Origin of the sequence: Burkholderia sp. 28_3 (assembly GCF_003253915.1) — a bacterium.
GTDB classification, from domain to species: domain Bacteria; phylum Pseudomonadota; class Gammaproteobacteria; order Burkholderiales; family Burkholderiaceae; genus Burkholderia; species Burkholderia cenocepacia.
Genome location: NZ_QKZF01000007.1, coordinates 20469 through 45057 on the forward strand (window position 1 = coordinate 20469; position 24589 = coordinate 45057).

A 24589-nucleotide genomic window follows, 5' to 3' on the forward strand; every position below is an offset into this window, starting at 1 on the left:
CGAAGTACCTTACGATCATGGCTGTCCGATAGCGAAGCGGCCCGTCGTGCCACGTCGGCCGCCCCGTGCACCGCTTGCCTGTGACCGATCGTTTCCTGCTCAACCGACACGCCACGATGACCGTCTCCGAACTGCTCCGCGCCATCCGCCAACCCTATGCCGACCTGCTCGCGAAAGCGGCCACGCAACCGGCGATCGTCGTTGAACCGGCCTACCGGCGCGCCGACGGCACGCTGGCCACCGAAGGCCCGCTCGCGCTGCCGTGCCGCGCCGACACCATCGCGACCGAGGGCGAGGCGGCCGGCCAGCCCGCGATGGTCGATTCGGCCACGCAACTGGATTTCGAGCCGTTCGCCTTCGAACTGGAAACGGCGGCCGTGTCGATCCAGCCGTTCGTGTGGGACTGGGCCGCGGTCGAAGCCGACGGTCTCGACGAAAGCACCGCGAACGATGCGTTCAAGACGTGGTTCCTCGCGTGGTTCGACGTGGACGACGAGAACACGCCGGCCGAGGACGGGCTGCACGGCATCGTTCACTACCTGTCGGAACCGGTTCGCACGGAACAGGGCTGGCGCATCCACGCGGATCTCGGTTCCGCGCCGGAGACGGCCGTCGAGGATCTGCTGTTCCGGCTCGTCGACGCGGGCGCGACGCGGATCAGTGTTGGTTGATATGCACCTTCATCGTTCCCCCATCCTCATGAAAACCACCCGGTTATCGCCGTTGATGCGCCCGTTCTTCCGAAGCGCGTGCGTCCTGATCGCACTGCACGCGGGCTCTGCGAATGCCGCGCCGCGCACCGTCTATGAAGGAACGCTGCAAGGCGCCGGCACCGTCGTGATGGAACTCGACGATCGCCCGGCCGCGGACGGCACGATCTCGGGCCGCTATTTCTACGCGCAGTTCGGCGTCGATATTCCGCTGCGCGGCAAGCCCGCGCGACTCGTCGAGCCGCTCGTGCGCACGCAATTGCCGGACGATGCGCGCTCCGCGCCGGAATACAGCGACAAGCCCGATTTCGATCATGGGGCGGCCACCTGGCAGGGCACGCGGGACAAGGACGGCTATCGCGGCCGATGGACCGATGCGCGTTCAGGCAAGACACGTACCTTCGCGTTGCGCCGCGTGGCGGCATACGATCCCGACGCGGTTGCGCCCGGCTCGGTCGAAGCCGTCACCGCGCTCGTGGCGGGCGGTGTCGGCAGCGGCATCGCTCGCGGCGCGGACATCGACATGCAGCACGCGCCTTATGCCGCGTTGAAGCTCGCCGGGCATGCGCAGCCGGTCGGCCCCGAGGTTGGCGACGGCACGGTGGCGTACCGGATGTGGCGTGACCCGCGCACGGTGCTCGCGTATCCGCGCCTGAGCCGCCATCCCGACCCGGCCGTGATGGCGCGCGTCAACCATCTGCTCGAACAGCGGCACTGGCAAATGAGTCTCGCGGCGCTCGAATGCGCGTCGACCCGCTATACCGACGACGGCCCGGCCGCCGGCACGCTCGGCAGCTACGACGACGAGCGCGTGACGGTCACGTGGCTGTCGCGTGCGGCACTGGGCATCGTGGAAGCCGGCAGCACGTACTGCGGCGGCGCGCACCCGGCCAATCACTACGATCCGGTCACGTTCGACCTGCTGCGCGGTGCGTATCTCGACTGGAATCGCGTGATCGATGCGGCCGCGCCGGCCGACGACCGTGAATCGGCAACGAGCGCCGCGATGGTGAAGTTCATTGCGCGGCTGCGCGACGAAGCCGCACCGGGCAACCAGCCGACGGACGGCGACGGCGATTCGCTGTCGTGCGCCGACGTGTTCCCGCAGTATCTGGCGTTCGAACTCGATGCACCGGGCAAGCTGTCGTTCGTCGTATCCGGCATCGGTCACGCAATGGGTGCCTGTCTCGGCCCGCAGCTCGACGCGCCGTTTGCCGCGCTCAAGCCGATCCTGAGACCGGGCGGCGCGCGCTACCTCGTCCCGGGCGTCAAGCTGAAGTGACGCGGCGGTGCGCGCGCACCGCCGGCACTGCATCAGGAAGCGATCAGGACGCGTTGCCCGGCGTGTCAACGTCGATGCCGAGTTCGCTCGCCATCCGTTGAACCAGCGCATTCAGGCGCGTCACTTCGTCCGCAAGGCGCTTCTGTTCGGCCTTCAGCGCCTCGAATTCGGAAGGCGGCACCGAATCCGCGCCGCCGCCCGCGTCCGCGCTCGCGAAGTCGGCCATGTTCACCTCGCCGCACATCAGGTGCATCCAGCGGTTCTCGCGCGCGCCCGGTGCACGCGGCAGCCGGACGACGAGCGGTTGCGCACGCGCCGCGAGTTCGTCGAGGAACGCCTCGACCGACGAGATATCCGCGAAGCCGTGCAGGCGCGCGCTGTTCAGGCGAAGCTCGGCGGCCGTCTGCGGGCCGCGCAGCAGCAGGATCGTCAGCAGCGCGATCGCCTGGCTCGGGATGCCGAGCACGCGGTTCATGTTGTGCTCGAAACGCGGCACGCGGCTGCTGCTGCCCTCCATCACGAGGCTCAGGTGCTTCAGCCCGTCGAGCGCGGTCGTCACTTCGTCCTCGCTCACGTTCATCACCGGCGCGCGCGCGGTTTTCTGGTTGCAGCCCGCGGTCAGCGCGTTCAGCGACAGCGGGTAGGTATCCGGCACCGTGTGCTGTTTCTCGACGAGCACGCCGAGAATGCGGGCCTCGAGGGGTGTGAGTTCGCGAAGGGCGCGGGGCGTGGGCGTATCCGGCGTGGTGTTCATGAGTGACATCGCAGCGTGCAGCAGGTGAAGGGAAACGGTCGCGGCCCGTCCGGCATCGCGCACGGGCGAGCCATATGATAGCTCGCGACGCTCGGCCCGGCGCCCTTGGCGCAGCAGCGTGCGGACTTGCCGCAGCGGGCTTTCGTCGGACGTAGCGGCGCCCGCGATAGCGGGCGGCGCAGCGCGGCGATGCGCGTGCGCGGCACCGCAGCGTCATCCTTCGCGCGCGCCGGGCGTTTGCGCGATGCGCATGCCGGCGCTACGATAGACGTTCATCCCGATATCAGCGCCGCCGCACACGACCGCCTTCACACGTCGACACCACGCAGCACCCGCGTTGAATGCGCTGCCGCCGTGCCTGCGCGCCGCTCGTCAAACCCGTTCACCCCCTCACCGGTTCACCACCATGACTGCATCTTCTTCCGCACCCGTGCGCGCCATCGTCACCGGACACACCCGCGGCGTCGGCGCGGCGCTCGCCGAACAACTGCTGCAGGAAGGCGTCGCCGTGCTCGGCGTGTCGCGCAGCCGTCATCCGTCGCTCGCGTCACGGGCCGGCGAGCGCTTGACCGAGGTCGAACTCGATCTGTCCGACTCGAAGACGATCGCGAGCTGGCTGGCCGGCGACACGCTGCGCCGCTTCGTCGACGGCGCGTCGCTCGTGCTGCTGTTCAACAACGCGGGCATCGTCGATCCGATCGGCCCGCTCGCCACGCAGGACCCGGCGATCGTCGCCCGCGCGGTCGGCCTGAACGTCGCCGCGCCGCTGATGCTGTCGGCGGCGCTCGCGCAGGCCGTATCGGCCGCGACCGAATGCCGGATCGTGCACCTGTCGAGCGGCGCGGCCCGCAACGCATATGCGGGCTGGAGCATCTACTGCGCGACCAAGGCCGCGCTCGATCACCATGCGCGCGCGGTCGCGCTCGACGCGAACGGCGGGCTGCGCATCTGCAGCGTGGCGCCGGGCGTCGTCGATACGGGCATGCAGGCCACGATCCGCGCGACCGACGAAGACAATTTCCCGATGCGCGAGAAATTCGACCAGTTGAAATCGAGCGGCGCGCTCGCGACGCCCGAGGCGACCGCCCGGCAACTGATCGGCTATGCGCTGAGCGACGCATTCGGTACCGAGCCGACGGCCGACGTGCGCAATCTGCCGACGCAGTAGGCGTCGGACGCGGCCCGTCATCCTTCGAGCCGCTTCGTCCAGTCCTCGACCTGCCGCGCCGTCCGGCGTTTTTCCAGCATCGCGCGCCAGCCGGGCGGCAGCAGCGGCACGTCGCACAGCGCATCGAGCGCGGCCATGTCGAGCGTGCGGCGATACAGCACGTCGAGCACCGTCGACAGCGGCCACTGCGGGTAGCGGCGCTCGTGCAGCGCCAGCACATCGCCCGCCGCCACCCAGCCTTCCTGCAGCACGCGGTAGTACCAGCCGGTCCGGCCGCTGTGCTGCACGAGCGCCGCCATCCGCGGATGGTCGAAGCGTGCGTTGAGCTTCCAGCACGGCTGCCGCGACTGCGAGACCTGGAGCACCGCGCCGCCCAGCGTGAACACGTCGCCGAGACACACGTCGTGCTCGGTGATGCCGCGCGTCGACAGGTTCTCGCCGAACGCGCCCGGCCGCGCGAGCACGTCGCGTGCGCCGATCTGGTCGGCCCACCACGCATAGTGATCGTGCGCGTAGTGGTGAACGGCCTTGTCGGGGCCGCCGTGATGCCGCGCATCGGCCTGCTCGTCGCCGGCAAACCCGAGCGCGCCCAGCCACAGGCGCGCATCCACCGGCTGCTTGTCGATCGCGCTCGCGTGCGGCGTACCGGCGAGCGGCCGGCTCGCGCCGATCCGCACCGCGCCGATGGCCGCCGCGATCGCCGGCCGCGCGTCGCCGCTCATGCCGCCACACCGTCCGGCAGCGCCGCGAGCAGGCGCTCGAGTTCGCGCGTGCGTGCGTCGCCGAGCGGCAGCAGCGGCCGCCTCGGTTCGCCGGCGTCGAAGCCGCGCAGCCTCAGCCCGGCTTTCACGGTCACCGGCAACCCGCCGTTGACGATGAACTGCAGCAACGGCAACTGCGCGTGAAAAACCGATCGGGCGCGCACGAGGTCGCCCGTGCGCATCGCGTCGAACAACGCGAGCGGCAACGCGGCGTTGAGATTCGGCGCGGCCGTGCACCATCCTGCCGCGCCCGCGGCCAGCGCGGCGAGCGCCATCGGATTGCTGCCGTTGTAGAACGGGATCGTCCCGTCGCTCAATTGCGCGAGCCGGTGCATCCGGCCGATGTCGCCGGTGCTCTCCTTGACCATCGTCACGTTGTCGACGGTCCGGCAGATCGTCGCGATCAGCTCGGGCGACATGTCGACGCCGCTCGTCGCCGGGTTGTTGTACAGCATGATCGGGATGCCGATCGCGTCGCCGATCGCACGATAGTGCGCGACGATCTCGTCGTTGCCGAGCTTCCAGTACGACACCGGCAGCACCATCACCGCATCGGCGCCGGCCTGCTCGGCGAAGCGGGCGCGGCGCACCGCGCCCGCCGTGGTGAGATCGGAGATTCCGACGACGGTCGGCACGCGCCGGCGCACCGCGCGAATCGACGCGGTGGCGACGGCCTCCCATTCGGCATCGGACAGGTAGGCGCTTTCGCCGGTGCTGCCCAACGGCGCGATCGCATGAACGCCGTCGGCGACCAGGCGTTCGATCAACGCATCGAGCGCGGTCAGGTCGACGCCGCCGTCGGCGGAGAATGGCGTGACCGGGTAGGCAACGATGCCTTTCAGCAGGATGGACACGATATGTATTCCTCAATGATTGTCTGACGAGGTGGTAACGATGCGCCGATTCACGCGACGCAATCCTGATGCGTACGCAATGCGCGGCGCGCGTAGTAGTCGAACGTCACCGCATCGCGCTTCGGCTTCGAGATCCAGTCGTGCGCTTCACGCGCCAGCGCCGGCGGCACCGGCTTGATCTCGCCGGCCGACATCGCGAGCAGTTGCAGTTTTGCCGCGCGTTCGATCAGCAGCGCGAGAATGCATGCCTCCTCGATCGTCTTGCCGACCACGAGCTGGCCATGGTGCGACAGCAGGATCGCGCGCTTGCTGCCCAGCGCCTTCGAGATGATCTCGCCCTCCTCGTTGCCGACCGGCACGCCCGGCCAGTCCTTCAGGAACGCGCAGTCGTCGTACAGCGGGCAGGTGTCCATGTGCGACACGACGAGCGGCTGCTCGAGCATCGACAGCGCCGCGACATGCGCCGGGTGCGTATGGATGATGCAGTTCACGTCCGGGCGCTCGCGATAGATCCACGTATGGAACCGGTTGGCCGGGTTCGGAATGCCGTCGCCATCGACGACGTCGAGATCCTCGTTGACGCGCAGCAGGTTCGCGGCCGAGATCTCGTCGAAGCCGAGCCCGAGCCGCTGCGTGTAGTACGTGCCGGCCGCATCCGCGCGGCAGGTGATCTGCCCGGCCAGGCCCGAGTCGTGGCCGGCGTCGAACAAGATCCGGCACGTCAGCGCGAGCTTTTGCCGCGCGGACCAGCCGCTGTCGCCCACCGCGTTGTCCAGACGCCGCTCCGCCAGCGCGACCAGCGCTTCCTTCGTCAAATTCAGCGTTTCCGCCATGTTCGCCTCCTGAATGGACCGGGCCTGCCACGCCGTCCGCGGCCGTTTCCCCGGTCACACGCGACACACGATACACCGAATGACACTTTGTGTCATGCGTTACAATCGGTTTTTCGAAGGACACCTGGCGCCCCATGACGATTCGCCTGAAGCTGCTCAGAAAACAGAAGGGCTGGACGCTCGACGTGCTGGCCGACGAGACGGGCCTCACCAAGAGCTACCTGTCGAAGGTCGAGCGCGGCCTGAGCGTGCCGTCGATCGCGGTCGCGCTGAAACTGTCGAAGGCGCTGAACGTCGACGTCGAGCAACTGTTCTCGGAAAGCCGCAACCGCGAGCTGATCACGGTCACGCGCGCCGGCGAGCGCACCGCGATGGGCGCGGCGGCCGACCGCCACGCGCACCGCTTCGAGAGCATCGCGGCCGGCGTCGCGCCGAAGAAGATGCTGCCGTTCGTCGTGCATCCGCCGCACGAATTCGTCGCGTCGACGTTCCGCGAGCACGAAGGCGAGGAATTCCTGTTCGTGCACAAGGGGCGCGTCGAAATCGAATTTCCGAACGAGACGGTGCAACTCAGGGCTGGCGATTCAGTCTATTTCAACGCACTCATCCCGCACCGCACGCGCAGCCTCGGCACCGCGCAGGCGGAGATCCTGGTCATCGTCAGCCACGACGACTAGCCTCGTCACTTCTTCGCGCAAGGATCTTCCGATGGTCACCAAGGCCACCGCACCGTTCCAGCAGATCAAGACGCTCGTTCGCCAGAACGTCGAGTCGGGCGACTGGCGCCCCGGCGACCGCATCCCGTCCGAGCTCGACCTCGCCGCGCAGTTCGGCGTCGCGCGCATGACGGTCAACCGCGCGCTGCGCGAGCTGACCGAGGAAGGCGTGCTGAAGCGCATCGCGGGCGTCGGCACCTTCGTCGCCGAGGTGAAGCCGCAGTCGAACCTGCTGATGATCGCGCACATCCGCGACGAAATCCGCGCACGCGGGCACGAATATCGCTGCCGCGTGCTGAGCCGGTCGAGCGAACCCGCGTCGTTCGACGTCGCCGCCGCGTTCGGCCTGCCGGTCAACACGCCGGTCTTTCACGTGGTGTGCGTGCACGAGGAAAACGGCCGCCCGATCCAGCTCGAGGACCGCTACGTGAACCCGGCCGCCGCGCCCGGCTTCATCGACCAGGATTTCGAGGCCGAGCCGCCGTCCGAGTACCTGTACAACAACGTGTCGCACTACGAACTGGAAATCGAGCACGTCGTCGACGCGTCGCTGCCCACCGGCGAGCAGGCGCGGCTGCTCGACATGCGCGCCGACGAGCCGTGCCTCACGCTCACGCGGCGCACGTGGACGGACGGGCTGCCCGTCACGTTCGTGCACTTCCTGCATCCGGGCAACCGCTACCGGCTCGGCTCGCGCTTCAAGCCGGGCGCGGGGCGCCACCCGACCTGATCCTTCGGCGCACGCACGCCCCCGAACGCACGGCGGCCGTTTCGTCATGAAACGGCCGCCGTGTGGGTGACAGCAGGTCAGATCGCGCCGACCTGCCCTGCATCGCGCGACCACACGACCGGGAACAGCGGGTGGTCGAGCGGCGCGCCGTCGGCCAGTTGCGCCGCGAGCCCGGGGAAATCGGGCGAGGTTTTCCAGCGGCGCGGCGCGTGGCGGACATCGTCGCCGACGAAGCGGATCGAGAACGCGCGCCGGCGGTTCTGCGTGCCGCCCGACGCATGCAGCGTCAGCATCCGGAAGCACACCATGTCGCCGGGTTCGAGCGCCCAGTGGCGAATCGGGAACGCCGCGCGGTCGGCTTCGATGTCGGGCAGGTCGGCGAGGCTGCCTTCCGGAAACCACTTCGCCTCCTTGTCCATGAACGTGCGCGGCATCAGCCATGGCCCGCGATGCGAGCCCGCGACGAATTCCAGCGTCGATTCGAGCGGCACCGGATCGACCGGAATCCACATGCTGACGTTGTCGTCGCCTTCGATGTTGTAGTACGGCTGGTCCTGATGCCACGGCGTGCGCTGCCGCGTGCCGGGCTCCTTCACGAGCAGGTGGTCGTGATGCAGCCGCACGTGGTCGGTGCCCATCAGCGCGGCGGCGACCGACGGCGCCGGCGAGCGCACGATGAAATCGCGATACGCGTCGTTGTGCTGCCAGTTGCAGAAATCCTCGAAGAACCAGCCGGGATCGTCGGGCCGGCTCGCGACTTTCGCGCGTTCGCTCGGCTGCGCGAGGTTCGCGTCGATGCCGGCCCGCAGCGCGGCCACTTCGTCAGGCGAAAAAATGCCCTTGATGCAGACCGCGCCTTCCTCTCGGAACGCGGCGATCAGTTCGGGCGTCACGGCTTGCGCGACGCGCTCCTGGATACTCGTCATGGTGTGCCTGTCGATCGAATGAGTCACGGGGTCACGGTGCCGAAGTCAGTTGCTGCTTCGCGCCGTAGATGTCGAAGTCGAAGTATTTCGCGGCGATCTTCTGATAGGTGCCGTTCGCGCGGATCGCGACGATCGCGTCGTTCAGCCGCTTCTTCATGTCGGCGTCGCCCTTGCGGATGCCCATCGCGACGCCGTAGCCGGTGATCCGCGCGTCGGTCACGTCCGGCCCCGCGAACGCGTAGCCCTTGCCGCGCGGCGTCTTCAGGAACGAGTAGCCGGCCTGCGTCTTGTCCTGGAAGGTCGCGTCGAGGCGGCCGTTGACGAGATCCTGATACACCTGGTCCTGGTTCTGGTACGAGACGATCGTCACGCCTCTGGTCGCCCATTCGGCCTTCGCGTACGCCTCCTGCGTCGTGCCCTGGTCGATCCCGATGCGCTTGCCGGCGAGCGACGCGGCGGTCGGCAGCAGCTTCGAGCCGACCGGCGCGACGAGCGCGCCCGGCGACGCATACAGCTTGTTCGAGAAGTCGATCTGCTTGAGCCGCTCGTCGGTGGCCGTCATCGCGGACATGATGACGTCGAACTTGCGTGCGCGCAGCGCCGGGATCATCCCGTCGAAGCCCTGCTCGACCCACACGCACTTCGCATGCAGTTGCTCGCAGATCGCATTGCGCAGGTCGATGTCGAAGCCGGCGAGCGAGCCGTCGGGCTGCTTCGCCTCGAACGGCGGATACGTGGGGTCGATACCCCAGCGGATCGTCGACGTGTCCTGCGCGAACGACGCGAGCGGCGCGAACGCCAGCGCGGTAACGAGGAGCTTTGCGGTGCGGTTCATGGCGGGTCCTTGTGAGTCTCGACGCGGCGGGGGATGCCGGCGTACGGTGGAAGCGTCGCGACGGGAGGCCGGCGCGGGGTGCGAAAGACGAGGGACTTCGGTGAAATTGCGATGCAGTCTAGACTGCTTGATTTTTGAGCGCAAGCGGGGGAATCAAGAATAGAAAGGGGCAGAGGCGGCCGCGAACCCGAAGGCCGGCACAGCGCTTGATTTACCGCCATCCAGCCGGGAATTTCGAGCGTTTACCCTACGTGACGCGCATTCGCCACGGAGCGTATTTCCTCGGATATTCGCCGAACGGCGATGTCTATGCAGGCAATCAGCGTAGCGCTTTCCGAATGCGGTTCCCGCCGTTCCCGCAACGCACCCTATACCGCTCGTTGAATATGCGCCAGGCGCCTTCAAACCCCGCAAAACACCGCCCCCAAGTCCGGCGAAACCGCGATTGCCCATGGCGTCCGGCCATGTTAAAAGTCATCGCACGCATTTGAAAATGAAATGCGCGATTCCACAGAAGTGCAGAAATGAATAGACCCCTGTTCGACATCGACCTGCTGCGCGCGCTCGTGATGGTCGCCGACTGCGGCAGCTTCACGACGGCATCCGCGCGCCTGCATTCGACGCAGTCGACGGTCAGCCAGAAGGTGCGCCGGCTCGAGGAAATCGCCGGTCACCGGCTGCTCGACCGCGGCACGCGCGACGTGCGGCCGACCGACGCGGGCGTGACGGTGCTCAGCTATGCGCGGCGCATGCTCGCGCTGAACGACGAGATGCTGGAGGCGCTGTCGGGCGCGACGGTCGCGCTGACGATCCGGCTCGGCGTGCCCGACGATTTCGCGGCGGGCCGCACGACGCACGCGCTCGCGGCATTCAAGCGCGAGCACCCGCAGGTCAAGCTCGAAGTGACGTGCGGGTTGAGCCGCGACATCAGCGCCGCGTACGATCGCGGCGAACTCGACCTCGTGCTGATCAAGCAGCGGCGCGACAGTCGCGAGGCCGTCGTGCGCTGGCCGGAGAAGCTGCGCTGGATCGACAGCGCGAAGCATCCGTCGATCGATCTCGATCCGGTGCCGATCGTCGTGTTCCCGCCGCGCGGGCTCTATCGCGACGACATGATCAAGGCGATCGAGGAGCGCGGCCGCCGCTGGCGGATCAGCTTCACGACGTCGAGCCTGAGCGGCATCCAGGCGGCCGTCGCGGACGGGCTCGGCATCAGCGTGCTGCCCGCGCGCGTGGTGACGGACGAGCATGTGGTGCTGACCGCGAAGCAGGGCTTCGCACCGATCGAGCACATGGACATCGCGATCCTGCACCGGCCGACGGCCGACCCGATGGTCAGCGAGCTGACGAAAGCGCTCGCGGCGATGCTGGAACTCGAAGGGCGGTAAGCGCAGCGGAATGCCAACGGCAGCGGCGCACAAGGGCGCCGCGCACCACACGCGTCAGAACAATCAGAACATCGTGTTGCCGTTCGCGGCCTGCTCGGGCACCGGCTGGTTGGCGTCCCAGTGCTCGACGATCTTGCCGTGTTCGAGCCGGAAGACGTCCATGATCGCGCTGCCGCGCGTGCCCGGTTCGCGCACCGCGTGCACGTGCAGGATCACGTAGTCGCCGTCGACGAACGAGCGCTTGATCTCGCTGTGCGACTGCGGATATTTGTCGCGCAGGAACGCGACGAACTTGCGGAAGCCGTCGCGTCCGTCGGCCGCGTTCGGGTTGTGCTGCACGTAGCGATCGCCGACATATGCGAGCGCGGCGTCCGCATCCTTCTCGTTCAGCCCTTTCTCGTAGAACGCCAGCACCGTGCGCCGGTTGGCTTCCTGCTGCGCGTCGGCCGGGCCGGCCGCCACCGCCTGCGCGGCCGTCACGGCGAACAGGGCTGCCGCCATCCCTCGTGCGGCCCGTGCCGCGGTCGTGCGTCGCATCGTCGTCTCCCCGGAAATCCGGCTGAAAACCGGATCATACCGGGGCGACGCGGCGCTCAGACCAGCGCGCCGTCGCGCGCGACGATCTTCCCGGACGATACGACGAGGCGCCGCACCGGCCGCGCGACGACGGCCTCGGCGAACGTCAGCGCATCGACGAGCACGACGTCCGCGCGGCCACCCGGCTGCAACTCGTAATCCGCGAAACCGCAGCCGCGCGCCGCGCCGTGCGTCACGCAGTCGAGCGCGACTTCGAGCGCATCGTCGCGGCGGAAATCGTTGCGCATGCCGATCAGCATCGCGCGTTCGAGCATGTCGGGCGAACCGTACGGCGTCCACGTGTCGCGCACGCCGTCGTTGCCGCCGATCACGATCACGCCCGCCGCGCGGCACGCGGCCACCGGCGGCACCGGCACCGCCGCCGGCGCGGTCGTGACGATCGCGACGCCGAGCCCGGCCATCCGCGCGAGCAGCGCATCGCGCTCGCGTTCGGCGATGTCGCCGAGACAGAAACCATGGCTGATCGTGACCTTCCCCTGCATGCCGTGCGCGGCCGTGCGCTGCAGGATCAGGTCGAGCGAATACGCGCCCATCGACCCGCGCTCGTGCAGATGGATATCGAGCCCGCACCCGTGGCGATCGGCGATCGCGAACAGCACGTCCACCGCCTCGACCGGATCGCCTTCGATCGCACACGGGTCGAGCCCGCCGAGCAGGTCGGCGCCGGCGCCGAGCGCGTCGGACAGCAGCGCATCGGTGCCCGGCCGCTTGAGCACGCCCGATTGCGGAAACGCAACGATCTGGATCTCGACCTGCCCGCGCAGCGTCTCGCGCGTCGCGAGCACGCCGTGCAGATGGCGCAGCCCGGCTTCGGTATCGACGTCGACGTGCGTGCGGATGCGCGTCGTGCCGGCCGCGAGGAACGCACGCGCCAGCGCGAGCGACGCGGTGCCCGCGTCATGGCCGCTCGTCGCGCGATAGTGGCGTTCGTTCTCGATGCGATCGACGAGGCGCGGCCCGACCTGGTTGCGATACCACGGCATCCCCCAGTGAGTCTTGTCGAGGTGCGTGTGGCCTTCGACGAGGCCAGGCAGCGCCAACGCGAGCCCGCCATCCTCGATCGCGCAGCCGGCCGGCGCATCGAGCGACGGGCCGACGCGCGCGATGCGATCGTCTTCGATCAGGATATCGAGCGCGGCGTCGGCGCTCGTGCGGACATTGCGGATCAGCAGGGTCGTCATGTCGGTTCCGGTGCGGTCGGTCAGTGCAAGGCGCGCGCGGCGCGCGCCGTGCCGTCGGTCGGGCGGATCAGCGCGTGAAGCGCAGCGACGGGGCGAACGGCGCGCCCGTATCGCTTTCGCCGCGGCGGAATACCCAGCGTTCGGCCGGCACGCCCGCGACGGCCGCCGCCGCATTCGGCGCGCGCACCGCGACGAAGCTCGCGTCGCAGCCGACCGCGATTCCATAGTTTTCCTTACCGATCGCGCGCGCGCCGGCGTGCGTCGCCATGTCGAGTGCAATGCCGAGCGCTTCGTCGGTGTAGAAGCCCGACCGGTAGCCGACCATCATCGCGCGCTGCAACATGTCGCCGTTGCCGTACGGCCACCATGCGTCGCGAATGTTGTCGTTGCCCGCGAACACGTGCACGCCCGCGTCGCGCAGCCGTTGCACCGGCGGAAACGCGCAGTCGCCCGGCGCATTCGTCAGGATCGATACCCCGGCGTCGGCCAAGGCCGCCGCGGTGCGCTGCACGTCGTCGTCGCTCACCTGGCCCAGCGCGTACGCGTGGCTCACGTTCACGCGCCCGCCGAGCCCGGCCGCGCGCGTGCGCGCCGCGATCCGCAGCAGTTGCGCGATGCCTGTCTCGCCCGGCTCGTGCAGGTGGATGTCGATTTTCGCGCCGCGCTTCTCGGCGATGCCGAACACGATGTCGAGCTGGCCGTCCGCGTCGCCGTCGAGCGTCGTCGGGTCGATCCCGCCGACCACGTCCGCGCCTTCGCGCACGGCTGCATCGAGGATCTCGGCGGTGCCCGGGCACGTGATCACGCCGGCCTGCGGAAACGCGACCAGTTCGATGTCGACGATGCCACGCCATTGTTCGCGCGCGGCCATCACGGCCTGCAGGTTCGACAGGCCCGTCGTCGCATCGACGTCGACGTGGCTGCGCATCGCGATCGTGCCGAACGCGGCGGCCTGCGCGATCAGCGCGTTCGCACGCTCGACGATCGGCGGCGCGGCCGCGAGCTGGCGCTTCTCGACCGCGAGCCGCTCGCGCAGCGAGCCGGCCGGCTCATGCGGCACCCAGCGATCGCCGACGAAGCTCTTGTCGAGATGAATATGGCCGTCGACGAAACCGGGCAGCACGACGCGACCGTCGAGGTCGATCGTCTGCGCGCCCGGCGCGGCCGCGCAATCGGCGCCGATCGCGGCGAAGCGGCCGTCACGGACGACGAGATTGACGGGCTGGCCGCCGGCGTCGACGGCGTTGATGAAGAATCGTTCGGTCATGGCTTGGAATGTGGGGCGGTCGTGACGCGGCCCGGCGCGGACAGGGGAGGGAACCGCGGCGGGCGCGGCGCGACCGTTGGCAGGGAATCCGGCCACGATATCGGACGACGCTGCGCGAGGCCAATTAAATGTCGCGATGCCGCGCATTCGATTTCGCGATGTGCGGCGCGGAGGTCCGCCGGGCCGGCCGCGACGGCGGGTGCGATCACCGTGGAAACACAGCCTGTCGGCGGTCGCGCATCGTCGGCACACGGCACCCGTAAACCGCGTCGCGCCATCGCCCACCAGCGGGCTTCGACGCCCGCCCCAGCGGCGATTTACGCGGCAACAGACTTTACACGTTGTTACCCGGCCGCACCGGACGCGCATCCGGCCATTCCTTATACTCACGCCGAGTTCGCCACCCGTGACGGGAATCCATCGGCGGACACGTTGCCGATGCAGGAAACATCATGATGCGCATGCCTTCCACGAAGACCGTTCTGTTCGCCTCGCTCGTCGCCGTGGCGGCGCTTCCGCTCACCGCCTGCGTCGCGCCGGGCTACTACGGCGCGCAGCCGGGCTATCCGCAGCAGCAGCAATACGCGACGCCCGGCTATGCGCAGCCCGCGTATTCGCAACCGGGCTATGTGCAGCAGCAACCGGCGTATCCGAACCAGGCGCCGCAACCGTACGACCAATACGGCAACCCGTCGCAATACGGCTCGCAGCCGTATGACCAGTACGGCAATCAGCAACAGCAATACGCGAACCCGTACGGCACGCAGTACGGCACCGTGTCGAACATCCAGCCGGTCAACGGCTCGGTCGGCCCGTCGGGCGTGGCCGGCACCGTCGTCGGGGCGCTGGTCGGCGGCCTCGTGGGCAACCAGTTCGGCCGCGGCCACGGCCGCGATGCGGCGACCGTGATCGGCGCGCTCGGCGGTGCGGTGGCGGGCAACCAGATCGGCCAGCAGATGGGCGCCGCGCAGGGCCCGAGCAGCTACCGGATCGACGTGCAGGTCAGCGACGGCTCGATGCGCTCGTTCGACGTGCAGTCGCCGGGCAACCTGCGTCCGGGCGACCGCGTGCAGATCAACGGCAATCAGCTGTCACGCTACTGATGCCGCCGGCGTGCGCGTGAGCGGATCGCGCGCGCCCGTCGAACCCGCGACGTCGGCCCCGCATGCGGCGCGACGTCGAAATCACACGCGCTCGGCCCCGAGCGCGACGCGCGTCGATCGCGCGGCCGACGGATTCCTATTAGGATAGACGCGATGCATCCGGCGGCCGCAGCGGCGCGCCGGCCTGCACGCCCCTCAACCGGAACGCTGCCGATGACGATCACGATCCGCCTGCTCGACGCGGCCGATGCCGCCTGTTTCCGCGCCGTCCGCCTGCGTGCGGTCGATACCGCGCCCACGTCCTTCCTGCCGACGCTCGACGAAGAATCGCAGGTGCCGGTCGACGAATTCGCGAAGCGCCTCACGCCGACGCAGGTCCAGGCCGTATTCGGCGCGTTCGACGGCGACACGCTCGTCGGCATCACCGGCGTACGCCGCGATGCGCGCACGAAGATCGCGCACAAGGCGACGATCTGGGGCGTGTACGTCGACGCTGCCTATCGCGGGCAACGCATCGCGCAGGCGCTGCTCGACAGCGCGACCGCGCATGCGGCGAACGCGTGGGGATGCAGCCAGCTGATGCTGTGCGTGAACGAGGTCAACCACGCCGCGGAGCGGTTGTATGCGTCGCAGGGGTTCGTGCGGTTCGGCACGGAGCCGCGCTCGATGTTCGTCGATGGCCGCTTCTACGACGAGCACTACATGATCAAGACGCTGGCGTAACGCATTCGCGTTCGCGCGCGGGCACCGGCCGGGCCGCATGCGAACGTCGTCGCGTGTTTTATCTCCTCTATCTCATCGCTTGTCGGTGATCGTCGTGTTGACGATCTGTCCGGCGATCGTCACGTTCGCCAACGTCATTGCGCTTACGTTGAACGCATAGACCGGCCCTGGCGACGTGACCGTCGGCGTGCCTGACGCCACCGGCGTGCCGAAATCGCAGTTGCTGATCGTCACGCCGGAGATCGGCTGCACGGCCGGCGTCGGCGGCGTGCCGTTGTAGTCGAACGCGACCGGCCCCTGCGCGACGATCGCCTGGAAACACGACGCGGTCACGCCATTCAGTGTCACGTTGCTCGCCTTCACGTCGGAGATCGTCACGTTCTGCACGACCGGCGCCCGCGTGCGCACCGCATCGTTCGCCGGCTGGTAGTCGCAGTCGAACGTGACGATGCCGCCCTGCGCGGCCGACGGATTGCCGGCCGACGGCGTGACGACGCCGAGCGGCACGCTCGCGTTGATCGGGCTGCCGGCGAGCAGCGCACTGCCGTAGCCGCCGCCCTTCAGCGTCAAGCCGTTCGGCAGCGTGACGCCCTTCACGTGGAAATCCTTCACGTAGCCGCCGCGGTTCATGTTGGTCTTCACGCGGATCGCGATGTTCAGCGGGTTGGTCTGCCAGTTCGCGTTCAGCATCGACAGGTTGGACGCATAGATCTGCTCGACGCCGCCGCCCATCTCGCTGCCGAGCGTAATCCCGCCGTGCCCGCTGTTCATCGTGCAGTTGCGGATCAGGTGCCGCTTCGCGGGCCCGTATTCGGTGTCGCGGTCCTTGCCCGACTTGATCGCGATGCAGTCGTCGCCGGTGTTGAACGTGCAGTCCTCGCACAGCACGTCGGTGCATGCGTCCGGATCGAAGCCGTCGTTGTTCGGGCCGATGCTGTTGGTCGTCACGCCGCGGATCACGACGTTGCGGCTCGCGGTCGGATGGTGCTGCCAGAACGGCGTGTTCTGCGTCTGGTAGTTCGCCATCAGCACGTTGGTGCAGCCGATGAATTCGACCATGCACGGCCGCAGGTAGTGACCGAGGCCGAAGATGCGCTTCTCGACCGGCACGCCGGCCTCGGACAGCGCGGGCAGGTAGTTCTGGTCCTGCTGCCACGGCGTGACGGGCGATGTGAGCAGCGCATAGAGCGCGTCGGGAATCGCGGGCGCGACGATCCGCAGGTCGACGTTGTTCGGGTTCGCGGTGTTCTGCGCCGGCACCGTCGCGCTCGCGCCGTACGCGCCCGACGAGCCCTTGTAGGTCCACCAGCAGACGCTGTTCGCGCCGCTGCCGGAGAACGGCGTCATCGCCTGTCCGTTGAGCACCGACGTCGGGCCCTCGCCGGTCAACGCGATGTTCGCCGCGTTGCGGGCGTAGACGGGTGCGCCGTAGTTCAGGCAATCGTTCGCCTGCCAGCGGCTGTAGTACAGCCGGCCGTTCGCGCCGCAATCGACCGGGCCGTCCTTCGCGTAGTCGGCCGGGTTCGGGCTGAAGTAGATCGTGCAGTTCGCGCTCAGGTGGAACGTGACGTTGCTCTGCAGCACGATCGGCCCCGCGCAGTACCAGTTGCCGGACGGCACGACGACCCGGCCGCCGCCTTCGCGCCGGCACGCGTCGATCGCCGCGAGAAACGCCGGGCGCGAATCGAAGGCGCCGGGCGCGGTCGTCAGGTCGGAACCGGGGCTGACCGGCGATTTCGCCGCCGGGTACGGCGACGTCTGCGCGACCGTCGCGCACGGGCGCGCGCCGTAGTGCGTCACGTCGAAGTCGCGGCCGTGCCGCGCGAGCCGCGATACGTGCGCGAGCGACGCGGCGATGCGCGCCGCCGCGCCGTGCTCGCCCCACACGAGATCGACCGCCGATGCACCGGGCGTCGTGCCTGCCGCCAGCGCCCGGGTGGCCGCCAACGGTCCGCCGAGCATCGCACCGCCGGCGAGTGCACCGGTCCAGCTGATGAAGGCGCGGCGCGATACCCGTTTCGACGGGGACGATCGGACGGATGAAGACGGACGGCGGCGATGAGCGGCCATGGGCACTCCTTCAGGGTAATGGGTATCGATGCGCCGGGTAGCGGATCGCAATTTATACGTCGTCGTACTACATTGCGCAGTCTAGACGCGATTAGCGCAAGGGACGTATTTGTCGTTTACCCTGTTTTTATCGAATATATGCGGCATATGTGTGCACACACTCACATTGTCGAGCGCTCCTTTAGAGATATGTTGTCGTATGTTTATGCGCAAAAACTACAAATCAATCCTCCGCCGCTAACGCTCTCCATCGGTACGCGCCCCCCTCCCGCCCACTGCCAACCGCCTCGGTAATTCCGCCTCTGGTCAGCCCCGCGCCACCCGCGCTATCGTTTCCCCCATCCCCACAGCCCAGGAGCTGCCTTTGCCTACCCGCCACGGAGTCGACCTCATCCGCGCCCGCGCGCTGTTCGATCGCGAACGCCAGACGTTCACCGAAGCCATGCCGGTTTCCCGCGCGCTGTCCGCGGAAGCGTCCGAGCACTTGCTGTTCGGCGTGCCGTTGCACTGGATGCAGGACTGGTCGACCCCGTTCTCGCTCTACGTGAAGGAAGCCCGCGGCGCGACGTTTACCGACGTCGACGGTCATCGCTACGTCGATTTCTGCCTCGGCGACACCGGCGCGATGTTCGGCCATGCGCCCGAACCCGTCGCCCGCGCGCTCGTCGAACAGGCCACGCGCGGCTACACGACGATGCTGCCGAGCGAGGACGCCGCGTGGGTGTCGCGCGAACTCGCGCGGCGCTTCAAGTTGCCGGTCTGGCAATTCGCGTTGAGCGCGAGCGACGCGAACCGCTTCGTGCTGCGCTGGGCGCGCGCGGCCACCGGCCGCAACACGATCGTCGTGTTCAACGGCTGTTATCACGGCACGGTCGACGACGTGTTCGTCGATCTCGTCGACGGCCGCCCGGTACAGCGCGACAGCCTGCTCGGGCAATCGTACGACCTGCTCGCGAACACGCGCGTCGTCGAGTTCAACGATCTGGCCGCGCTCGAAGCGGCGCTGCAGGACGGCGATGTCGCGTGCGTGCTCGCGGAGCCCGCGATGACGAACATCGGCATGGTGCTGCCCGACCCGGGTTTCTGGGAAGCCGCGCGCGAACTGACGCGCCGCACCGGCACGCTGCTGGTGATCGACGAGACGCACACGATCAGCAGCGGCCCCGGCGGTTACGCGGTCGCGCACGGTCTCGAACCGGACATGCTGGTGGTCGGCAAGCCGATCGCGGGCGGCGTGCCGTGCGCGGTGTACGGGTTCAGCGCCGAATTCGCGGCGCGCGCCAAGCAGGCGAAGCTGAACGCGCCGCCCGGCCACTCGGGCATCGGCACGACGCTCACCGCGAACATGCTCGCGATGCATGCGATGCGCGCGACGCTCGCCGAAGTCGCGACCGACGCCGCGTATGCGCACATGTTCGCACTCGCCGCGCGGCTCGCGACGGGCCTCGAACACGCGATCGCGACACACCGGCTGCCGTGGTGCGTGACGCGCATCGGCGCGCGCACCGAGTTTCAGTTCGCGCCGGTGCCGCCGCGCAACGGCACGCTGGCCGGCGCGCAGCTCGACAGCGAACTCGAGCACATCGTGCACCTGTACCTGCTGAATCGCGGCGTGCTGATCACGCCCTTCCACAACATGATGCTCGTGTGCCCGCAAACGACCGACGACGATGTCGACCGGCTCGTCGCGCAGTTCGATGCGTGTCTGGGTGAGCTGGTGTGATGCGCTGACGCAGGGCCGGTACGCGCGCGAGCGCGTACCGGGCCGCCGCTTTCGCTACACCGCCTTCAACGCCCGCCGCGCCACTTCCGCGAAATACCGCGCGCCCACCGGCAGGATCGCGTCGTTGAAATCGTAGGTCGCGTTGTGCAGCGGCACGCCGCCCTGCCCGGCCGCCTCGCCGTTGCCGATGAACACGAAGTTGCCCGGCACTGCCTGCAGGAACGCGCCGAAATCCTCCGAGATCATCATCGGCTGCACGTCGGCGTGCACCGCGTCGGCGCCCGCGACGTGCGCGGCGGCCTGCACGGCCGTGTCGACCCATTCCGGCGAATTCACCGTCGGCGCGAACTCGTGCGTGTATTCGAACGTGCAGGTCGCGCCGTGCGTGCGGCAGATCCCTTCGCTGATCTCGCGCATCCGCGTTTCCAGCAGCGCCTGCACGTCGCGCGAATAGCTGCGCGTGTCGCCCTTGATCGTCACGGTCGACGGCAGCACGTTGCGCAGCCCGTCGGTGATGAATTCCGTGCACGAGATCACCGCCTGCTGGCCCGGGTCGAGATTGCGCGACACGATCGTCTGCAGCGCGAGCACGATCTGCGAGCCGATCACGATCGGGTCGATGCCCATGTGCGGACGCGCCGCATGCGTGCCGCGCCCGTCGATCCGGATCACGAAGTTGTCCTCGCTCGCCATGATGCCGCCCGCCCGCGTCGAGAACGTGCCCGCGCGCATGCCCGGCATGTTGTGCGCGCCGAAGATCGCATCGACCGGAAAGCGCTCGAACAGCCCGTCCGCCATCATCGCCTTCGCGCCGCGGCCGTGCTCTTCCGCCGGCTGGAAGATGAAGCGCACCGTGCCGTCGAAATCCTTGCGCTCGGCCAGCAGTTGTGCGGCGCCGAGCACCATCGACATGTGGCCGTCGTGTCCGCACGCATGCATCTTGCCCGGTGTGCGCGATACGTGTTCGCGGCCCGGCGCGTGCTCGGCGATGTTCAGCGCGTCCATGTCCGCGCGAATGCCGATCGCGCGCCGGCCCGTGCCGGCCGTCAGGTTCGCGACGAGCCCGGTGCCGCCGATGCCGCGATGTACGTCGAGCCCGAGCGTCGTGAGAATCCGCGCGACGTAGTCCGACGTGTTCACCTCTTCGAAACCCGTCTCCGGATACTGGTGCAGATGGCGGCGCCAGGTCTTCAGCTGCCCCTGCAGCGTGCTTTCTGCCGTTGCGTCGATTGTGTCCATTGCGTTGGCCTCGTCGATAGTCACGTCGGTCGTCATGTCGTTCAGGCCGCCACCGCCACGCGGCTCAGCCAGTCGCGCTGGCGCGCCAGCACCGCGTCGGCCGTCTCGCCGACGCAATGCCGGTACACGGACGGCGCGGTCGCCCCTTCCGTGTTGATCGCCAGCACGCGCGCATTCGCATCGAGCCCGACCTGCCGCGCGAGCGCCGGGTCGCGCATCAGCACGTCGAGCCCGGCCACGCCGGCCGCGCCCGATTCGCCGGCGACGACCGGCACGTCGCGTGCGCTGCCGGCCGCGAGGCCGCGCATCGCCTGCACCGCGTCCTCGTCGTCGATCAGCATGAAGTAATCGATGCACATCTCGAGGAAATCCCACGCGAGCGGCGACGCCTCGCCGCATGCGAGCCCGGCCATCACCGAATCGACGCTGCCGGTCGCCTTCGTCGCACGGCCGGCCAACGCGCTCTGGTACAGGCAATCGGCCTGGCGCGGCTCGACGACGACGAAGCGTGGCCGCTGCACGCCGTCGCGCTCCCACAGGTAACTCGCGACGCCCGCGGCGAGGCCGCCCACGCCGCCTTGCAGGAACACGTGCGTGAACGGCCGTCCGTCGTCCTCCGCGGCCTGCGCGGCCGCTTCGGCGGCGATCACGCCGTAGCCCTGCATCACGTCGCGCGGAATCGCTTCGTAGCCGTCGTACGACGTATCCGACACGACGTACCAGCCGTTCGCCTGCGCGAGCTGCGCCGCGCAGACGACCGATTCGTCGTAGTTCCCCGCGATGCGCACGATCCGCGCGCCGTAGGCCGAGATCGCGCGTTCGCGCTCGGCGTCGACGTTCGCGTGCAGCACGATCACGCAGCCGCAGCCGATCGCGCGCGCGGCGGCAGCCAGCGCGCGGCCGTGATTGCCGTCGGTCGCGCTGATCACCGTCAGGTCGGCCAGCTCCGCCGCGTAGCGGCCGGTGACGAGCCCCTGCGGATCGAGCGCCTGCGTGCGCCGCAGCCGCTTCACGAGCCGCACCAGCGCGATCGGCGCGCCGAGCGCCTTGAAGCTGCCGAGCGGCGAGCGGCACGACTCGTCCTTCACGCTGACGCTCGCGACGCCGAGCCGCGCGGCCAGATCGGGCAGCGCGCGCAGCGGCGTGCGCGCGTGGCCGACGAGCGGCCAGTGCGCGAGCCACGCGCCGCTTTCGTCGGCCGACGCGATGTTCATCACGCGGCGCAGCGCGTTCGGGTAAGCGGTGCGCGACGCGCGCGGGTTGGCGATCAGCATGACGAAAAGCTCCGGATCGGGACCGCGCGGGCGGTCCGTCGGGTGGGTCGGGTCGGGCAGGCGCGGGTTGCGCTGGCCGGCGGTTGGAAAAATAATATTGCGCATGCCGGTCAACAAAATCGCCAAATCGATGGCCCAGACGCAAAAATTTCTCATTCTTCCGAGGTTCGACACACCGTCATGACGACCCCTCTCGATGCGTTCGATCGCAAGTTGCTGATGGAAGTCCAGCGCGACGCGCAGACGCCGCAAGCCGAGCTCGGCGCGCGCGTCAACCTGTCGACGGCCGCGGTGAACCGGCGGCTGCGGCGCCTCGCGGAAGACGGCGTGATCGAGCGCTACACGGCCGTGGTCGCGCCGGACAAGGTCGATCATCCGCTGACGATCGTCGTGAACGTCGAGGTCGAGAGCGAGCAGATCGACCAGCTCGACGCGATGAAGCGCGCATTCGAGCGCTGCCCGCAGATCCAGCAGTGCTACTACGTGACGGGGGAATGGGATTTCGTGCTGATCCTCGCGGTGCGCAACATGGATCAGTACAACGCGCTCACGCGCGAGCTGTTCTTCGCGAACAACAACGTGAAGCGGTTCAAGACGCTGGTGAGCATGAGCCGCGTGAAGGTCGGGCTCGACGTGCCGGTCGATGCCGGCGAGTAAATGAATGAGGCCATGAAGCGGCCGGCACATCGTTGCATGCGCCGGCCGCCTCCCATCGACGGCTACGTCAGCGACAACTGAAGCTCGCCGCCGAATTCACGTCGCCCGAGCCGTTGTAGCGCGCGACCTGCGGATACGGGCACAACGGCCGCGTGCGTCCCGCGCCCCACGACGCGGGCACGTCCGCGTTCGGCACCGCGTTCGTCGTGTCGCGCGCGGCGGCCACGATCGCGGCCGGCGCCTGCCCCTGCTCGACCCACGCGACGAGCGGCGTCAGCATGTCGAACTGGTCGGCCGCCGGCCCGCCCGAACAGTGATTCATCCCCGGCACCGGATAGAAGCGCGCGAAGTTCGACGCGTCGCCGCCGTTCGCCTGCGTGACGTTCGCATACCAGTCGCGCGTGTCGTTGAACGAGAACACCGGATCACCCGTGCCGTGATAGACGAGCAGCTTCGCGCCGCGCGCCTTCAGCGCGGACAGGTTCGTCTCGTCGGGCGGCGTCATGAACGACCATGACGATTGGGTATAAACCCCGTTCGTCGCGAAGATCGCCGGCGCGTCGTTGTCCATGTCGAAACCGAGCGCGAAGCCGGGCAGGTTCGCGAGCGCCGCGGCGGTTTTCGGCGGCGTCATGAACGTGAACGCCATCGCGGCCGGATCGAGCGTGACGGAATTCGACTGCTTCCACCCGGCCCAACCAGGGCCCGAGATGCCCGGATCGTACGGGAAGCTCGCGTAGAGCGCCGTGCCCGCGCTGTTGCGCGCACCGGCGAACACGTTCTCCAGCGCGGTTTTCTGCGCAGGCGTCAGGCAGGCGCCCGTGCGCGTGCCGTTCGCGCAGGTCGGGATATCGGCCTCGACGCTGAAGTGCGCCTGGCATGCGGCGACGTCCTGCACCATCCCGTCGGCCGCGCCATCGAGCGCATCGCATTTCTCGAGAATCTTCGCGCCGACGAACTGGCGCTCCGCATCGTTGAAACCGCTGCGGATATCCGGCAGCCCGTTCGTTCCGGTGGCCGACGCGATCTTCGCGAACTGCTGCGCGCCATACATCTCGCCGATCGCCGCCTTCGGCAGATGGAAGCCCGGGTCGCCCGCGATGATGCCGTCGTAGTCGGCCGGGTTGCGCACCGCCGTGACCATCGCGTGACGGCCGCCGTTCGAGCAGCCGCCGAAATAGCTGCGATCGGGCGCCTTGCCGTACGCGAGCCGGATCACCTGCTTGGCCATCGGCGTCAGCGCGTCGACCGCGCCGTAGCCGTAATCGATCCGCGCCTGCGGATCGAGACCGAACAGCGGATTCTGCGCGGCGCTGTGCCCCGAATCCGAGCTGATCACCGCGAAACCCTGGTTCAACGCGTTGGTCAGCGGGCCGCCGCCGCCGATCTCGCCGGTCGCGGTCACGACGTTGCCGTCGAGCCCGCCGTTCGCCTGGTAGAAGAAGCGGCCGTTCCATGCTTTCGGCAAACGCATCTCGAAGCCGATCGCATAGGTCTTGCCGTCCACCGCGCTCACGCGCTCGTTCATCTTCCCGGCGATCACGCAGTGTTCGGCGACCGGCTTGCCGGCCACCGTCAGCGTGCCGGCCGCGGCGGTCGTCACCGACGTGAACGACGTGTTCGCATACGCGAGCTTCGCGGCGAGCGCGTCGCAGGTCTGCGCCATCGCGGCCGGCGTCGCGGCGCTCAGGTGCGTGGGCGCGGCGCTGACCGAATCGTCGCCGCCGCACCCGGCGAGCATCGCGGCGGCAGACAACGGCGCAATGCAAAGGAATGCAGATTTTCTGTTCAAGATAGC

General features: G+C 68.6%; 23 protein-coding genes. 10 read left to right on the top strand and 13 right to left on the bottom strand.

Annotated features, from left to right (window positions below; all coding sequences use genetic code 11):
* Positions 1 to 116 precede the first annotated feature (116 nt).
* Positions 117 to 671, top strand: a complete 555-nt coding sequence (locus DFS13_RS16895) for a hypothetical protein (protein ID WP_006494325.1) — start codon at positions 117 to 119, stop codon at positions 669 to 671.
* Positions 672 to 726: 55 nt separating this feature from the next.
* Entirely contained in the window at positions 727 to 1992 is a 1266-nt protein-coding gene (locus DFS13_RS16900; protein WP_111441899.1) for a hypothetical protein, read from the top strand.
* Between the two features lie 43 nt (positions 1993 to 2035).
* Here DFS13_RS16900 and DFS13_RS16905 read toward each other — a convergent pair whose 3' ends face one another.
* Positions 2036 to 2746: a YceH family protein gene (locus DFS13_RS16905; protein WP_012493633.1), complete on the bottom strand. Its 711-nt coding sequence runs from the start codon at positions 2744 to 2746 to the stop codon at positions 2036 to 2038.
* A gap of 406 nt (positions 2747 to 3152) precedes the next feature.
* On the opposite strand from DFS13_RS16905, the gene DFS13_RS16910 reads away from it, so the two are divergent.
* On the top strand, positions 3153 to 3914 hold the full coding sequence (locus tag DFS13_RS16910; RefSeq protein ID WP_111441900.1) for an SDR family oxidoreductase: 762 nt from the start codon (positions 3153 to 3155) through the stop codon (positions 3912 to 3914).
* A gap of 17 nt (positions 3915 to 3931) precedes the next feature.
* On the opposite strand, the gene DFS13_RS16915 is transcribed toward DFS13_RS16910, so the two are convergent.
* The 3 genes from DFS13_RS16915 to DFS13_RS16925 are packed head-to-tail and all read right to left on the bottom strand — an operon-like array spanning position 3932 to position 6362.
* Positions 3932 to 4636 (bottom strand): MOSC domain-containing protein, encoded by a 705-nt coding sequence (locus DFS13_RS16915; protein WP_058902432.1) that lies wholly within the window; start codon positions 4634 to 4636, stop codon positions 3932 to 3934.
* Positions 4633 to 5529 (bottom strand): dihydrodipicolinate synthase family protein, encoded by an 897-nt coding sequence (locus tag DFS13_RS16920; RefSeq protein WP_111441901.1) that lies wholly within the window; start codon positions 5527 to 5529, stop codon positions 4633 to 4635. The genes DFS13_RS16915 and DFS13_RS16920 overlap by 4 nt, the downstream gene beginning before the upstream one ends.
* Positions 5530 to 5579: 50 nt before the next feature.
* The gene (locus tag DFS13_RS16925; protein WP_111441902.1) at positions 5580 to 6362 is read right to left on the bottom strand and encodes an aldolase; all 783 of its coding nucleotides are present in this window, start codon (positions 6360 to 6362) and stop codon (positions 5580 to 5582) included.
* Between the two features lie 134 nt (positions 6363 to 6496).
* Here DFS13_RS16925 and DFS13_RS16930 point away from each other — a divergent pair, with 134 nt between their 5' ends.
* Both DFS13_RS16930 and hutC read left to right on the top strand, forming a co-directional pair.
* On the top strand, positions 6497 to 7039 hold the full coding sequence (locus DFS13_RS16930; RefSeq protein ID WP_006485051.1) for a helix-turn-helix domain-containing protein: 543 nt from the start codon (positions 6497 to 6499) through the stop codon (positions 7037 to 7039).
* A gap of 31 nt (positions 7040 to 7070) precedes the next feature.
* Complete coding sequence (gene hutC, locus DFS13_RS16935; protein ID WP_006485039.1) at positions 7071 to 7808, top strand: histidine utilization repressor; 738 nt, start codon at positions 7071 to 7073, stop codon at positions 7806 to 7808.
* 77 nt (positions 7809 to 7885) lie between these two features.
* Here hutC and DFS13_RS16940 read toward each other — a convergent pair whose 3' ends face one another.
* Together DFS13_RS16940 and DFS13_RS16945 are read right to left on the bottom strand one after the other, a co-directional pair.
* Complete coding sequence (locus DFS13_RS16940) at positions 7886 to 8734, bottom strand: phytanoyl-CoA dioxygenase family protein (protein WP_006485056.1); 849 nt, start codon at positions 8732 to 8734, stop codon at positions 7886 to 7888.
* Between the two features lie 31 nt (positions 8735 to 8765).
* A complete protein-coding gene (locus DFS13_RS16945) occupies positions 8766 to 9569 on the bottom strand; it encodes an ABC transporter substrate-binding protein (RefSeq protein ID WP_006485061.1) in 804 nt (267 codons plus the stop codon).
* A 524-nt stretch (positions 9570 to 10093) separates the two neighbouring features.
* On the opposite strand from DFS13_RS16945, the gene DFS13_RS16950 reads away from it, so the two are divergent.
* Positions 10094 to 10957: a LysR family transcriptional regulator gene (locus DFS13_RS16950; RefSeq protein ID WP_006485037.1), complete on the top strand. Its 864-nt coding sequence runs from the start codon at positions 10094 to 10096 to the stop codon at positions 10955 to 10957.
* A gap of 63 nt (positions 10958 to 11020) precedes the next feature.
* On the opposite strand, the gene DFS13_RS16955 is transcribed toward DFS13_RS16950, so the two are convergent.
* The 3 genes from DFS13_RS16955 to DFS13_RS16965 form a co-directional block, all read right to left on the bottom strand.
* Positions 11021 to 11494, bottom strand: a complete 474-nt coding sequence (locus DFS13_RS16955) for a nuclear transport factor 2 family protein (protein ID WP_111441903.1) — start codon at positions 11492 to 11494, stop codon at positions 11021 to 11023.
* Positions 11495 to 11550: 56 nt separating this feature from the next.
* On the bottom strand, positions 11551 to 12735 hold the full coding sequence (locus tag DFS13_RS16960; protein WP_111441904.1) for an amidohydrolase family protein: 1185 nt from the start codon (positions 12733 to 12735) through the stop codon (positions 11551 to 11553).
* A gap of 67 nt (positions 12736 to 12802) precedes the next feature.
* Entirely contained in the window at positions 12803 to 14002 is a 1200-nt protein-coding gene (locus DFS13_RS16965; protein WP_006485033.1) for an amidohydrolase family protein, read from the bottom strand.
* A gap of 452 nt (positions 14003 to 14454) precedes the next feature.
* Between DFS13_RS16965 and DFS13_RS16975 the strand changes: the two genes are divergently transcribed.
* Positions 14455 to 15105, top strand: coding sequence for a glycine zipper 2TM domain-containing protein (locus DFS13_RS16975; RefSeq protein ID WP_034203140.1), 651 nt, complete (start codon positions 14455 to 14457; stop codon positions 15103 to 15105).
* Between the two features lie 213 nt (positions 15106 to 15318).
* Complete coding sequence (locus DFS13_RS16980; protein ID WP_006485055.1) at positions 15319 to 15828, top strand: GNAT family N-acetyltransferase; 510 nt, start codon at positions 15319 to 15321, stop codon at positions 15826 to 15828.
* A 72-nt stretch (positions 15829 to 15900) separates the two neighbouring features.
* Here the strand turns inward: DFS13_RS16980 and DFS13_RS16985 are convergent, their stop codons facing one another.
* The gene (locus DFS13_RS16985; protein WP_111441905.1) at positions 15901 to 17898 is read right to left on the bottom strand and encodes a glycoside hydrolase family 28 protein; all 1998 of its coding nucleotides are present in this window, start codon (positions 17896 to 17898) and stop codon (positions 15901 to 15903) included.
* A 364-nt stretch (positions 17899 to 18262) separates the two neighbouring features.
* On the opposite strand from DFS13_RS16985, the gene DFS13_RS16990 reads away from it, so the two are divergent.
* Entirely contained in the window at positions 18263 to 19621 is a 1359-nt protein-coding gene (locus tag DFS13_RS16990; RefSeq protein ID WP_006485067.1) for an aspartate aminotransferase family protein, read from the top strand.
* A 54-nt stretch (positions 19622 to 19675) separates the two neighbouring features.
* On the opposite strand, the gene DFS13_RS16995 is transcribed toward DFS13_RS16990, so the two are convergent.
* Positions 19676 to 20860 carry a M20 aminoacylase family protein gene (locus tag DFS13_RS16995; RefSeq protein ID WP_060211061.1) on the bottom strand — a complete coding sequence of 395 codons (1185 nt, stop codon included), beginning with the start codon at positions 20858 to 20860 and terminating at the stop codon, positions 19676 to 19678.
* Positions 20861 to 20901: 41 nt separating this feature from the next.
* Positions 20902 to 22134, bottom strand: coding sequence for a diaminopropionate ammonia-lyase (locus DFS13_RS17000; RefSeq protein ID WP_043204489.1), 1233 nt, complete (start codon positions 22132 to 22134; stop codon positions 20902 to 20904).
* A gap of 180 nt (positions 22135 to 22314) precedes the next feature.
* Here DFS13_RS17000 and DFS13_RS17005 point away from each other — a divergent pair, with 180 nt between their 5' ends.
* Positions 22315 to 22791 (top strand): Lrp/AsnC family transcriptional regulator, encoded by a 477-nt coding sequence (locus DFS13_RS17005; protein WP_006485043.1) that lies wholly within the window; start codon positions 22315 to 22317, stop codon positions 22789 to 22791.
* A 67-nt stretch (positions 22792 to 22858) separates the two neighbouring features.
* Here the strand turns inward: DFS13_RS17005 and DFS13_RS17010 are convergent, their stop codons facing one another.
* Positions 22859 to 24583 (bottom strand): tannase/feruloyl esterase family alpha/beta hydrolase, encoded by a 1725-nt coding sequence (locus DFS13_RS17010; protein WP_105866265.1) that lies wholly within the window; start codon positions 24581 to 24583, stop codon positions 22859 to 22861.
* Positions 24584 to 24589 lie beyond the last annotated feature (6 nt).

Bases quoted from the DNA above. Each gene is read 5' to 3' on its own strand.
- DFS13_RS16895 (WP_006494325.1), top strand. From the start codon at position 117: ATGACCGTCTCCGAACTGCTCCGCGCCATCCGCCAACCCTATGCCGAC.
- DFS13_RS16900 (WP_111441899.1), top strand. From the start codon at position 727: ATGCGCCCGTTCTTCCGAAGCGCGTGCGTCCTGATCGCACTGCACGCG.
- DFS13_RS16905 (WP_012493633.1), bottom strand. From the start codon at position 2,746: ATGAACACCACGCCGGATACGCCCACGCCCCGCGCCCTTCGCGAACTC.
- DFS13_RS16910 (WP_111441900.1), top strand. From the start codon at position 3,153: ATGACTGCATCTTCTTCCGCACCCGTGCGCGCCATCGTCACCGGACAC.
- DFS13_RS16915 (WP_058902432.1), bottom strand. From the start codon at position 4,636: ATGAGCGGCGACGCGCGGCCGGCGATCGCGGCGGCCATCGGCGCGGTG.
- DFS13_RS16925 (WP_111441902.1), bottom strand. From the start codon at position 6,362: ATGGCGGAAACGCTGAATTTGACGAAGGAAGCGCTGGTCGCGCTGGCG.
- DFS13_RS16930 (WP_006485051.1), top strand. From the start codon at position 6,497: ATGACGATTCGCCTGAAGCTGCTCAGAAAACAGAAGGGCTGGACGCTC.
- hutC (WP_006485039.1), top strand. From the start codon at position 7,071: ATGGTCACCAAGGCCACCGCACCGTTCCAGCAGATCAAGACGCTCGTT.
- DFS13_RS16940 (WP_006485056.1), bottom strand. From the start codon at position 8,734: ATGACGAGTATCCAGGAGCGCGTCGCGCAAGCCGTGACGCCCGAACTG.
- DFS13_RS16945 (WP_006485061.1), bottom strand. From the start codon at position 9,569: ATGAACCGCACCGCAAAGCTCCTCGTTACCGCGCTGGCGTTCGCGCCG.
- DFS13_RS16950 (WP_006485037.1), top strand. From the start codon at position 10,094: ATGAATAGACCCCTGTTCGACATCGACCTGCTGCGCGCGCTCGTGATG.
- DFS13_RS16955 (WP_111441903.1), bottom strand. From the start codon at position 11,494: ATGCGACGCACGACCGCGGCACGGGCCGCACGAGGGATGGCGGCAGCC.
- DFS13_RS16960 (WP_111441904.1), bottom strand. From the start codon at position 12,735: ATGACGACCCTGCTGATCCGCAATGTCCGCACGAGCGCCGACGCCGCG.
- DFS13_RS16965 (WP_006485033.1), bottom strand. From the start codon at position 14,002: ATGACCGAACGATTCTTCATCAACGCCGTCGACGCCGGCGGCCAGCCC.
- DFS13_RS16975 (WP_034203140.1), top strand. From the start codon at position 14,455: ATGATGCGCATGCCTTCCACGAAGACCGTTCTGTTCGCCTCGCTCGTC.
- DFS13_RS16980 (WP_006485055.1), top strand. From the start codon at position 15,319: ATGACGATCACGATCCGCCTGCTCGACGCGGCCGATGCCGCCTGTTTC.
- DFS13_RS16985 (WP_111441905.1), bottom strand. From the start codon at position 17,898: ATGGCCGCTCATCGCCGCCGTCCGTCTTCATCCGTCCGATCGTCCCCG.
- DFS13_RS16995 (WP_060211061.1), bottom strand. From the start codon at position 20,860: ATGGACACAATCGACGCAACGGCAGAAAGCACGCTGCAGGGGCAGCTG.
- DFS13_RS17000 (WP_043204489.1), bottom strand. From the start codon at position 22,134: ATGCTGATCGCCAACCCGCGCGCGTCGCGCACCGCTTACCCGAACGCG.
- DFS13_RS17005 (WP_006485043.1), top strand. From the start codon at position 22,315: ATGACGACCCCTCTCGATGCGTTCGATCGCAAGTTGCTGATGGAAGTC.